Origin of the sequence: Vibrio sp. 1751 (genome assembly GCF_033339895.1) — a bacterium.
Taxonomy (GTDB): domain Bacteria; phylum Pseudomonadota; class Gammaproteobacteria; order Enterobacterales; family Vibrionaceae; genus Vibrio; species Vibrio alginolyticus.
In genome coordinates this window covers 42,517-54,586 of record NZ_JAWOVM010000005.1, presented here as the reverse complement: position 1 = coordinate 54,586, position 12,070 = coordinate 42,517, and the positions used below count along the sequence as shown (strand labels likewise).

At 44.3% G+C, this 12,070-nt stretch carries 13 protein-coding genes; 11 read left to right on the top strand and 2 right to left on the bottom strand.

Annotated elements, in window-relative coordinates; translation table 11 throughout:
- The 11 genes from R7041_RS03475 to R7041_RS03425 all read left to right on the top strand — a co-directional run bounded on the left by R7041_RS03475 (position 1) and on the right by R7041_RS03425 (position 10,434).
- Positions 1–1,053: a glycosyltransferase gene (locus R7041_RS03475; protein ID WP_206949078.1), complete on the top strand. Its 1,053-nt coding sequence runs from the start codon at positions 1–3 to the stop codon at positions 1,051–1,053.
- Entirely contained in the window at positions 1,019–2,266 is a 1,248-nt protein-coding gene (locus R7041_RS03470; protein WP_206949079.1) for an O-antigen ligase family protein, read from the top strand. The genes R7041_RS03475 and R7041_RS03470 overlap by 35 nt, the downstream gene beginning before the upstream one ends.
- A 15-nt stretch (positions 2,267–2,281) precedes the next feature.
- On the top strand, positions 2,282–3,115 hold the full coding sequence (locus tag R7041_RS03465) for a putative capsular polysaccharide synthesis family protein (protein ID WP_005375258.1): 834 nt from the start codon (positions 2,282–2,284) through the stop codon (positions 3,113–3,115).
- Positions 3,112–4,143, top strand: coding sequence for a glycosyltransferase family 4 protein (locus tag R7041_RS03460; RefSeq protein ID WP_206949080.1), 1,032 nt, complete (start codon positions 3,112–3,114; stop codon positions 4,141–4,143). Before R7041_RS03465 ends, R7041_RS03460 begins: the two co-directional genes overlap by 4 nt.
- Positions 4,144–4,151: 8 nt before the next feature.
- On the top strand, positions 4,152–5,459 hold the full coding sequence (locus tag R7041_RS03455; RefSeq protein WP_206949081.1) for an oligosaccharide flippase family protein: 1,308 nt from the start codon (positions 4,152–4,154) through the stop codon (positions 5,457–5,459).
- A gap of 2 nt (positions 5,460–5,461) precedes the next feature.
- Positions 5,462–5,857 (top strand): VanZ family protein, encoded by a 396-nt coding sequence (locus tag R7041_RS03450; protein ID WP_206949082.1) that lies wholly within the window; start codon positions 5,462–5,464, stop codon positions 5,855–5,857.
- Positions 5,858–5,924: 67 nt separating this feature from the next.
- Positions 5,925–6,245, top strand: a complete 321-nt coding sequence (gene yqfB, locus R7041_RS03445; protein ID WP_005385855.1) for a N(4)-acetylcytidine aminohydrolase — start codon at positions 5,925–5,927, stop codon at positions 6,243–6,245.
- A 50-nt stretch (positions 6,246–6,295) separates the two neighbouring features.
- A complete protein-coding gene (locus R7041_RS03440; RefSeq protein ID WP_005385858.1) occupies positions 6,296–6,895 on the top strand; it encodes a TetR/AcrR family transcriptional regulator in 600 nt (199 codons plus the stop codon).
- A 151-nt stretch (positions 6,896–7,046) separates the two neighbouring features.
- A complete protein-coding gene (locus R7041_RS03435) occupies positions 7,047–8,081 on the top strand; it encodes an NADP-dependent oxidoreductase (RefSeq protein WP_206949083.1) in 1,035 nt (344 codons plus the stop codon).
- 14 nt (positions 8,082–8,095) lie between these two features.
- Positions 8,096–8,713, top strand: a complete 618-nt coding sequence (locus R7041_RS03430) for a glutathione S-transferase family protein (RefSeq protein ID WP_005375238.1) — start codon at positions 8,096–8,098, stop codon at positions 8,711–8,713.
- A gap of 281 nt (positions 8,714–8,994) precedes the next feature.
- Entirely contained in the window at positions 8,995–10,434 is a 1,440-nt protein-coding gene (locus R7041_RS03425; protein ID WP_017821260.1) for a catalase, read from the top strand.
- 194 nt (positions 10,435–10,628) lie between these two features.
- Here the strand turns inward: R7041_RS03425 and R7041_RS03420 are convergent, their stop codons facing one another.
- Together R7041_RS03420 and R7041_RS03415 are read right to left on the bottom strand one after the other, a co-directional pair.
- A complete protein-coding gene (locus tag R7041_RS03420; RefSeq protein WP_005375233.1) occupies positions 10,629–11,507 on the bottom strand; it encodes an NAD(P)-dependent oxidoreductase in 879 nt (292 codons plus the stop codon).
- A gap of 184 nt (positions 11,508–11,691) precedes the next feature.
- A complete protein-coding gene (locus tag R7041_RS03415) occupies positions 11,692–12,030 on the bottom strand; it encodes a DUF1971 domain-containing protein (protein WP_054701793.1) in 339 nt (112 codons plus the stop codon).
- Between the last annotated feature and the right edge of the window lie 40 nt (positions 12,031–12,070).

Here is a 12,070-nt window from a genome sequence, read left to right as displayed (position 1 = left end):
ATGAAAACCAAGATTCTACATATTATTAATGATCTTTCTCAGAACGGCGGTGCTCAGAAGTTCTTAGTCGACCTTGTTTTAGAACATAAGCCTGAATACGAAATCAAAATTTTGGTCTTGTGTGATGAAAATGATTACTTACCAATGCTATCCGCCCAAGGGGTAGAGTGTTTTAACTGGCGCACTTTGTCATTGAGTGAGAAATTCTCTTTGCTGCGTTGGCCGGATGTCGTTCACGGGCACCTCTATCCTTCCATTTACCTAGCGCTATTGGCGGTAGGTAAAAAACGAATCCAGACTGAGCACTGTTCTTATAACCGTCGACGTGACTATCCGCTGTTTAAGTTCATGGAATACGTCTTATATTGGGGCCACGACTTGACGGTCAGTATTAGTGAAAAAGTACAAGATGAACTGGTGAAGTTCATGCCTCGCTACCAACACAAATATCACGTGGTGCACAATGGCGTTGATTTAAAAAGGTTTTCTATGACGCCAAGATGCGCCAGCCACCTAATCGACAAACCAGTTATCAAGATTGGAATGGTGGGCCGACTTCACCAACATAAAGATCATGAAACGCTTATCCAAGCACTTATCCATTTACCAAGACGATACGAACTCCACCTTGCGGGAGATGGAGAAAAAAAATCGTCACTGCAAGCATTGGCAACAAAAATCAACGTCGCGCAACGTGTTCACTTTCATGGCGTAGTTTCTGACATTCCAGCCTTTTTGAACGACATGGATATTTACGTGCAATCGTCGCACGTCGAAGGCTTTGGTTTGGCGGCGGTTGAGGCGATGGCAGCAGGCTTACCCGTACTATCGTCGGACGTACCTGGTTTGGATGAAGTCACCGGACGTGCCGAATATTTATTTCAAATTGGTAACGCCACTGAACTGAGCCAAAAAGTTCTCCAGCTGTGTGAAAGTGTTGAGCGGTACGACGCTGCAAGTCAATACTCCGTCAATAGGGCCTCTCTCTACACCATCGATAAATTTCGTGAAGGTTACTATGGAATCTACCAGCAGCTTTGCGCCAACAAATAGTTCCGCGCCATCGAGCCATCGCGCCTCATTGCTTGCAGCATGCCTATTAGCATTGTTCTTTATTCCTATGAAGTTTCGTGCTGGAGGAATAGCGCTAGCCCCATCTGACATCGCAAGCCTTTTGTCTATTGGTTTTACTGCATTAGTGGTATTGGAAGGAAAAGCTGAAAAACTCATGCATCCCTGTATAGGGTTCCTCGTATTGTTCACTGGGTATGTGTTCATAAATGGTCTGCTAAATCGCGTCCCTTTAATGCCGCTAGTTATAGAAACTGTGCAATGGTTAGCGATTTTGTGCCTACTGAGCCTAATGTACGCCTATGGCGTGTTTGATGACGAACGGGTAATGGTTTATTTCACGTATCTGTTGTTTTTCATCTGTACGCTCGTTGCCTTATGGCACTTTGCTCAGGGTTATCAAAGCGGGTTTAAGTTACTCGGGGTAAGTAAATACGGGTTCGGTGTACTGTGCTCACTACTGTACCTTTATCGAGATAAAATTCGCGCTTTTCACCTTTTGATGCTCGTAGCTTTAGTATTACTGGTGTTGTCACAAGAAAGAAAAGCGCTACTTGGTTTTTGTCTGCTTTTCTTCTTTGACCAACTGCTCGTAAAAAACTTAATGAGAAAATCGCTCAGCGAAACGTACACGTGGGCGATTTTATTAGCCTTGAGCTTCATTGTGTTTACTGCCGTCACAACCACACTCTACGTTGGGTTTGAAACGCTAGCAGACACATTGGAAATAACCCAAGAAGACGTCTTATTTGCCAACCAAAGTGAAGCCCGCTGGGTATCGAATCTTCATAGAAAACTTTTACTTGCCAATGGGCTAGATATTTTACTTCAACACCCAGTGCTAGGTGTCGGCGCGAAAATGTTACCCAACTTTATGATCAGTTACTTTAACTATGATGAGCTGGCGATCTACACCCACAACTTTGTGTTAGATACCGCAATTGAATACGGATTGCTTGGTATCGGTCTGCTGTTTGGTGGTTATTTTCTTTTTATTCGCTTTTGCTTCCGTAGTCTTAATGAAAACAGAAAAAGCCTATTACTTGCGATATACGCCCTCATCATGGTGTTTTTCGTTGCGGTAAACACCACCATAATTTTAATACTCTTATTACCCGTCATGATCAGCATGAGCAACGACTCAAGGGCCATTGCTCATACTTTTCCGGTAAACCATCACCACGAATATGAATAATCAAGGATAGGATAGATGAAGTATTCAATCTCTCGACAATTTGAAAAGAACCGAGAACTCCAAGCTGATAATTTTGTTTTAGTTTACCAAATGGGCAAAGTTGGCTCCTCATCAATTGAGCACACGCTAGGGGAGAAAAATATCCCGAGCTATCACATCCACACCTTTGATGATCACGAAGAATTTCACATGTATCACAATAAAAAAGACGTGAGTAAATTCTTCGACTTCCGAAACCGCGCACTCTATCGCTTAGTGCTCAAGCAGCGAAAACGTATCTTACAAAAACGCGAGCAGATTAAAATCGTTACGCTGGTCCGCGATCCAATCGCAACTGTCTTTTCTCGTTTCTTTCAAGACCTCCATTTGCAATTTATCGAAGGCAAAAAGAATGATGCAATTCACCGAGATATGGAAGTCACGTATCAGCACCTCGAGCATTGCTTTGATAACTATATCAATCTCAACTATTTTGCGGACTGGTTCGACAACGAGTTAAAGCGTAATTTCAATATCGATGTGATGCGCCAAGAGCTGGACAACACTCAACCTTTCTTCACATTCCAGAACGATCAGGCCAACGTCATGCTAATCAAGTGCGAACAGCTCAGTTCTCTTGATAAAGAAATCGGTGAGTTTCTTGAGTTGCAAGACTTCGTGCTGAAAAACAGCAACGAAGCGAAAAACAAGTGGTACTCCAATATCCACCAACACTTTAAGAATCACTACGACTTCTCAAAACTGTTCTATATGTACGATCTTCCCTTGTATCGCCACGTTTATTCAGAGCAAGAGCGTGATGCTTTTAAACACAAATGGATGCAAACACCAGGGACAAAATCATCATGAAGAAAGTACTCCATGTTACAGAAGCGTTTGGAGGTGGCGTTCAAACCGCCCTCTATAGTTATGTTCACTCATCCAGAGACGAGCCTTACCAGCATTTCTTGCTAGCCAGAGCCCGAGAAAACGACTTGACCAATGAGAACAGCCACCACATTTTCGTACAGACAAAGTGGGTAGAAGGCGGCTTGCTTCAATTTATTCGCGATGCAAACCACATGATTGCATCACTTGGTCCCGACGTCGTGCATTTGCACTCGAGTAAAGCAGGATTTCTCGGCCGATTTCTAAAGCTTGGCAAGGCACGCTTGGTTTACACACCGCACTGTTATGCCTTCGAACGTGAAGATATCTCAGAGCTTGCACGCCAGATCTATAAAGCACTAGAGAAAGTAAAACTGAGCAAAATTGATGTGGTTGCAGGCTGTAGCCAACGAGAGTGTGACCTAGCCATTAGCATTGGCGTGAAACGTGCCGAACTGCTCAACAACTACGTGTCTTATCAAAGTGAAGATCGTATAGAGCGAAACAAGCAAGAAACGCTGAAGCTCGTTGTACTTGGTCGTGTCACGCCCCAAAAAGATCCTCAGTTTCTTATCAGCACATTGCAGTTCCTTAATCGGTATGCGCTTAACCGCCCGATAGAGATCACATGGATAGGTGGCGGTGACCACGTACTCGAACAGAAATTACGCACTGAAAATGTGGATGTAACGGGCATGCTGCCTCGCGATGAGGTAGTTGAAAAGCTCAAGGGTTCAGACCTTTATCTACATACTGCAGCATGGGAAGGGATGCCGTTAACCATTCTAGAAGCATCCAAGTTACATCTTCCTATGGTTATTCGGACCATCGGCGCAACCAAAGATCTCAACTACCCGTTTTTAGCGCTCACACCTGAAGAAATGGCCAAGCAGATCGCGCATTGTGTCAATCATTATGAAGAGATCGATTTTCGCCAATATACAGCAGAATTAAACGATGCCTTCAGTGAAGAAAAACAGCGCCTCGCACTCAATAAACTTTACGGTTAAATGCCCCTATGTTTCACACTGTTCAACAAAAATTACTGTTGATGCCCAGCGGTACAAAAAGCTTGTTATCTACTGGATTAAAAACCGCAATCACGCGTGTGTTGAGTGCGCTATTTGCTTTTTTACTGACTCTGATTGTATCGAAGACCAGTGACGCTTCGACGGCCGGTCAATTTTTCTTTTTATTCAACCTAGTCTCGCTACTCGCTATCGTTTCTCAGCTAGGTTTTGATGTCTCGTTAGTTCGTTACAATGCGATCGCTTTTAATAACAAAGAGAAGCTTGAACAAAGCCAAAACTATAAAACCGCACTTTATCGAAGTATGGCATTTTGCTTGCTCGCCATAGGCGTTTTGTTGGCAGGGTTTAATCTGTTTCCAGAACAGCTAAACCAGACTCAATCACCAATGTATGCGATTACTTTATGCTTGCTTTGCATACCTTTCTTGGTGCTTGCGCAAACCAACAGTCGGGTGCTTCAAGCATGTAGAAAAGTCGTATCATCTCTGTTTGCGTTGCAGCTTGGGGTAAGCATGTTGATGGTCATTTTTGTCTTTGCCCTAGACTATATCGGTCAGCAAAATATCAACAATCTAATGACCGCACTGCTTTTAGCGAGCATAGGTGTCGCGGTCATATCTAGTGCCAATTGGCTGGGCTCAGATCAATATCAAACATCGGCTTTCGTACCAAACAAAAAAATGGTCTCTTCTGCCAAGCAAGTCTGGGTTGGCAGTATCTTCACGAATGTTCTTCAATGGGGAAGCCTTGTTATTACGGGCTTTTTTATCTCAACAGCGGAACTCGGTTTGTTAGCCGCAGCCCAACGTACATCACTACTGATTGGCTTCGTGCTGATTACCATTAACTTTGTGGTCGCCCCGATGTTTGCCTCTCTCTACAAAGAGCGTCAAATGCGCAAACTGCAGAACCTGAGCCGCTTGGCGTGCCGAGCCAATGTTGGTTTAGCGATTGTACCCGTAATTATTTGCACCCTCTTCCCCGAGTTTGTAATGCAGTTTTTTGGTGAGGAGTTTCTCGCCGCGGCGCCACTATTAGTCGTCCTTTCTCTGGGGCAGTTAGTCAATGTTGCGACTGGTTCAGTAGGTTTTTTATTATTAATGAGTGGTCATGAGAGAACCATGAAATACATTACAATTTCCTCCGGTACGGTGTCCATCTGCCTACTTGTTACGCTTTGCCAAATGTTTGGGGTGATTGGTGCAGCGTGGGCAATGGCAATTGGCATGGCTATCCAGAATTTAGCTGCACTGTACTTTGTAAAACGTTACTTAGGCTTCTTTCCAATAGGTTAATTATGGCTTTAATACTGGCACGCACGAGTTTTGTTTTAGTCCTGACGCTAACCGCTTCACTCTCTCTGTGGAAAAGCTCTGACTTACACCATACTGCTTACCTGCAAATGGAAACCTACTTAGGCGGATCGAGTACGCTTCACTTTACTTTCAGTTTATTGATCGGCTTTTTATCGGTTTTCACGTTCCCTTCTCTGGTGAGCTCGAATAAAACCGACATTTTTGGGATTCGTCTTTTGCTACTGCTGTTGGCTATCGTTTCAATGGAAGAAATAAGCCAACTTTTTATTCCAAATCGATCATTTAGTTTTGATGATCTCAGCACCAACTGGATAGGTGTTATCTCAGGTTACTTTAGTGCCAAGTTAATTCGCTTCATCCGCGCTCGATCGTTCTAGTAATACAGGAATCTCTGAGGGATTTGGGTATATAATTACGCCAAACAACCAGACTAACGAGTACATCATGCCATCTCATCCAACCAAGATTACTTTTTTTGAATTCTTAACTCCGTTGATCACGTCAGGCAAAAAGACGATAACGATTCGAGATGAATCAGAAAGCCATTACGTTCCCAATACAGAAGTCGAAGTTTTTACCTTAGAAACGGATCGTAAAGTCTGCGATATCAAGATACGTTCTGTAGAACCACTTCACTTTGAAGATATTAATGAGTTTCATGCAGAACAAGAAGCCATCGAACTACCAAAACTTAAGCAGTTAATTCGAGAAATCTACCCAAATACCGACACGCTATTTGTTATTGAGTATGAGCTGATTAAATAACCCACAACAAAGGCTAGACGACTGGTCTAATTCATTCTATAGTACACTTCATGAACGCAAAGACGAATGACACACGCCAACATATTCTCGACGTCGGATACGAGTTAATCGTAAACCGAGGGTTCACGAGTGTTGGTCTTTCAGAGCTATTAAAAAAGGCCGCAGTGCCAAAAGGCTCGTTTTATCATTACTTCAAATCCAAAGAACAATTTGGTGAAGCGATGATTCAAGACTACTTTACTAAGTATTTTGAGCGTTTAAACGCACGCTTTACCAATACTGAACTGAGTGGCTACCAACGCCTAATGAGCTATTTCGAAGAAATGGTCAAAGTAGAAGACGACGTGTGTAATGCGAACAAATGTTTATTGGTTAAGTTAAGTGCAGAAGTCTCCGATCTCTCTGAGTCAATGCGCTTGGCATTACGCCAAGGAGCAGACAAAACCATTCAAGCGATAGCGGATTGCATTGACATCGGCATTCAAGATGGCTCAATCCCCAATGGTGACAGTGCGTTATTAGCAAGGCAGATATACTACCTTTGGAATGGCGCTAGCTTGCTGAACAAACTTTATCAAGATCAGGCAGCATTGACGCAAAGTCTGACCTATACTCAACACTTACTGCAGAATACGCGCACTTGCCCATAACGGGCGGCGTGGAAGCAGAATGAACACCCTACACACGTTTCACTGTCAGAAAAAGCGTCAGTGTTAACACAGTAAACCTTCCCGCTTTACATAAGCGGGATATTTTGAAACAAATGCTAGACGACCGGTCTAATCAACAAGTGAGATAGATATGACTAACGCAACAAATCGCAGAATAGTACTCGCGTCACGTCCCCATGGTGCACCGACACAAGAAAACTTTCGTTTAGAAGAGGTAACGAAACCGACTCCGAAAGAGGGTGAAATGCTATTGAGAACGGTTTATTTATCTCTAGATCCATACATGCGTGGTCGCATGAGTGATGCCGAATCATACGCTGACCCTGTTGCAATTGATGACGTAATGGTCGGTGGTACAGTTTGTCAGGTAGAAACATCAAACCACCCAGATTACGAAGCAGGTGAATGGGTTCTTGCCTACACTGTTGGCTGGCAAGACTACGCTATCTCAACTGGTGAGATGGTCATTAAACTTGGTAAAGAACCGCAAAATCCTTCTTACGCGCTAGGCGTTGCAGGTATGCCAGGATTTACCGCGTACATGGGTTTACTCGACATTGGTCAGCCAAAACCAGGGGAAACCATCGTGGTAGCAGCTGCTACGGGGCCTGTAGGCGCAACAGTTGGTCAAATTGGTAAAATCAAAGGTTGCCGAGTTGTTGGTATAGCAGGCGGAGACGAAAAATGCCGTTACGCTAAAGAGGTGCTTGGTTTCGATGAGTGTATTGATCACAAAGCTGAAGATTTTGCAGAACAACTGAAAAATGCCTGTGACAAAGGTATTGATGTTTACTTCGAAAACGTAGGTGGCAAAGTATTCGAGGCTGTAATGCCACTTCTGAATACAAATGCGCGTATCCCACTTTGTGGTTTGGTTTCTCAGTACAACGCGACAGAGCTGCCTGAAGGTACCGACCACCTTCCATTACTAATGGGTAAGCTCCTGACCAAACGAATCAAGGTGCAAGGCTTCATCATTTTTGATGATTACGGACATCGTTACGGTGAATTTGCGCAAGATATTAATCAATGGTTGGCAGAAGGAAAGATCCAATACCGCGAACATCTAGTACAAGGACTGGATAATGCGCCAGAAGCATTCATCGGTCTGTTGGAAGGTAAGAATTTCGGCAAACTTGTAGTACAGATTAACGACCCATTATAAAAAGGGATATGTAAATGATTAAACTTCACCACCTCAATCAGTCTCGTTCAAAGCGCATCATTTGGTTACTTGAAGAGCTAGATGTAAATTACGAGATTGTACCCTATGTCCGTGATTCCGTGACCTTCATGGCACCGCCAGAACTAAAAAGTGTTCACCCATTAGGGAAGTCACCTGTTCTTGAAGATAACGGCGAGATTATCATTGAGTCAGGTGCAATGACCGAATATTTGATTGAGAAATACAGTGACGGAGCCTTTGCTCCTGAGCGTGGTACAAAAGCACACACAGAATATTTGCAATGGATGCACTTTGCAGAAAGCTCTGCAATTTTACCTATGCTGCTAAAAATCTTCGTAAGCAAAGAGCCAAATGAAACTCAGTTTTTATCAGGCTATGCCGACAAGGAAGCAATGAATGTACTAGGCTACTTCGAGCAATCTTTAGAAGGCAAAACTTACCTAGTAGAAGAGCGTCTGACTGGCGCAGACATCATGATGTCTTTCATTGTCGAATTGGTTCAAAAGTTTGGTTTAGTTAATCACTTCCCTAATATTGAACGTTATGGGAAACAGCTCGCGACACACCCAGCATTTGCAAAAGCTGAACAACTTGAAGTGAAGTACTCTTAATTACTTCGCCCCTTTGATGACGCGTAAAACTTCATTTAAGGGGCGATATTACTAACATCGTAGACACGCTAACTGGATAGCGCTCCCCCCAGTCAATCGCTTTCGAGAACGTCGATTGTTATGTCAATCAAGCTAATGTAGTAAATTTCTGATTCTAATATAGTTTCGACCATAGTCACCATCTATTGAATTGATAAGCAATATCAGTTTTCTCCCCCAGCTTTTCCGTAATAACCTCCTCTACAGTTTCTAAGGTATTGAACCCTGGAGGGGGAAGAAAAATGACAAACAAGAAATTGACTACAGCAGCAGGTTGCCCTGTCGCACATAACCAAAACGTTATGACTGCAGGTCCTCGTGGCCCTCAACTATTACAAGACGTTTGGTTCCTTGAAAAATTGGCACACTTTGACCGCGAAGTGATCCCAGAGCGTCGTATGCACGCAAAAGGTTCTGGTGCTTACGGTACGTTCACAGTAACGCACGACATCACAAAATACACTCGCGCTAAGATCTTCTCTGACATCGGCAAAAAAACAGAACTATTCGCTCGCTTCACTACCGTAGCTGGTGAGCGCGGTGCAGCAGACGCAGAACGTGACATCCGTGGTTTCGCACTAAAATTCTATACTGAAGAAGGTAACTGGGACTTGGTTGGTAACAACACACCAGTATTCTTCCTACGTGACCCACTAAAATTCCCAGACCTAAACCACGCAGTAAAACGCGACCCTCGCACTAACATGCGTAGCTCTACCAACAACTGGGATTTCTGGACATCACTACCAGAAGCATTCCACCAAGTGACTATCGTAATGAGTGACCGTGGTATCCCAGCTTCTTACCGTCATATGCATGGTTTTGGTAGCCACACATTCAGCTTCATCAACGCAGAAAACGAACGTTACTGGGTGAAATTCCACTTCAAAACTCAACAAGGCATCAAGAACCTGACTGACCAAGAAGCAGAAGCCATCGTAGGTAAAGACCGCGAAAGCCATCACCGTGACCTTTACGAAGCGATTGAGCGTCAAGACTTCCCTAAATGGAAGATGTACGTACAGATCATGCCTGAGTTAGAAGCGGATGAAGTCAACTTCAACCCATTCGACCTAACACGTGTATGGTCTCAAAAAGACTACCCACTGATCCCAGTTGGTGAGTTCGAACTGAACCGTAACCCAGAAAACTTCTACGCAGAAGTTGAGCAATCAGCGTTTAACCCAGCAGCAGTTGTACCTGGTATCGGCTTCTCTCCAGATAAGATGCTACAAGGTCGTCTGTTCGCTTACGGCGATGCTCAGCGTTACCGTCTAGGTGTGAACCATCATCAAATCCCAGTGAACGCACCTCGTTGCCCTGTTCACAGCTACCACCGTGATGGCGCAATGCGCGTTGATGGCAACTTTGGTTCAACACTGGGTTACGAGCCAAACTACAAACAAGAATGGGCAGAGCAACCAGATTACTCTGAGCCACCTCTACGCATCAATGGCAACGCTGATCACTACGATCATCGTGTAGACGAAGACTACTTCAGCCAAGCGGGTGACCTATTCCGTCTGATGAGCGAAGAGCAACGTCAAACTCTGTTCGATAACACAGCTCGCGCAATGGACGGTGTGCCAGAGTTCATCCAACAGCGCCACGTTCAACACGCATACCAAGCGGACGAAGCGTACGGCAAAGGTCTTGAAATTGCACTAGGCTTAAACAAGTAAGCGAACGCTGCAATCATTACACTGCGTGATTTAAAGACGAAAAAAGGAGGTGCTCTACAGCACCTCCTGATTTCAAATCACTAATCCTTAATCACAAGTCACAAACCATGCTCAAGGAGATTCATTATGATTAACTTAGATTTCTTTAAGCTCTTTGATACCAAAGAACTGTTTATCTATTACTGATTCATCAACTACTGATTTTTAGCTACCGCTTTGATCAGTACTGATGTATCCATGCGACCTAAACCATCACGTTGAAGGTCTGCGTATTGCTCATCCACTTTCTTAGTCAGTGGAAGTTCTAGACCCACTCGCTCAGCTTCTTGCAGACAGAAACCTAAGTCTTTGCGCATCCAATCAATAGCGAAGCCAAAATCGAACTTGTCTTCAGCCATCGTATTTGCGCGGTTTTCCATCTGCCAAGAACCTGCAGCGCCATGCTTAAGCGTTTCTACAACTTGAGCGATGTCCAAGCCTGATTTTTGTGCCAGCAACAAAGCTTCACTCAGACCTTGTAAAACGCCTCCAATACAGATTTGGTTTACCATCTTACAGCGTTGACCCTGACCGTTTTCACCCAGTAGCGTCATCTGCTTCGCGTACACATCCATCGCCGGAGACACACGGTCAAAAATGCTTTGTTCACCACCACACATGATGGTTAGAACACCATTTTCTGCGCCTGCTTGACCACCAGAAACTGGCGCATCAATGAAGTGATTACCATACTTAGCACACGCTTCAGCCAGCTCAACCGCTAGGTCTGCAGAAGTGGTCGTGTGATCGACTAGCACTGCGTCCGCTTTCAAGCCGACCAGAATGCCCTCTTCACCGTAAACAACGCTACGAACGTCATCATCATTACCCACACAGGTAAAAACGATGTCACAGCCTTCTGCCGCTTCACGTGGTGTTTCACAAGCTACGCCTTGGTATTCTTCAGCCCATTTGTCGGCTTTCGCTTTTGTGCGGTTGTATACTTTGGTTTCAAAGCCCGCTTTACTTAGGTAACCAGCCATTGGGTATCCCATCACACCCAGACCAATAAATGCTACTCGTTGTTTTTCCATTGCACGCTTCCCTTAGTTCACCTGACTGAAATGTTTCGTAACATGCTACTAAAGAATTGATATCATTACTCGTGATTTCTCTTTCCACGGTCTCGATGATCCTGCATTGCAGTCCGTTTATTGCGCCTTCTACACCCCTTTACTTGACGATTAGCGTAACAGTCAAAGCACTTACAAAGGTTCACTACTGCTTAGCGTGGAACATCGCTTGCCCACTCTTGTCTTTATTCGACCAGAAATTGATGTTGAACTGAGCATCATCGCTCATCTCAATACGGTGCCAGTACTGCGGTGGGCTGGTAGCAAACTGGCCTGCATTAATCACCACCACTACTTCTGCTTCTGTTGCGTGTTCATCAGCAAAGCCGTAGTAGGTCACTTGCCCTTCCATGACGCACAGCTGTCCAAACACTCCCTCAGCGGTATTGTGATGAGTCAGCAGCGCTGCTGGCACATTGTCTTTAGTGAAGAAAGGCGTTGAACGTTGAACAGTCCAGTCTTTGGGAATTCGTAGATGCGACATAATGATACCCTCTCTAATTACAATTCTTTTCGTTTAAATC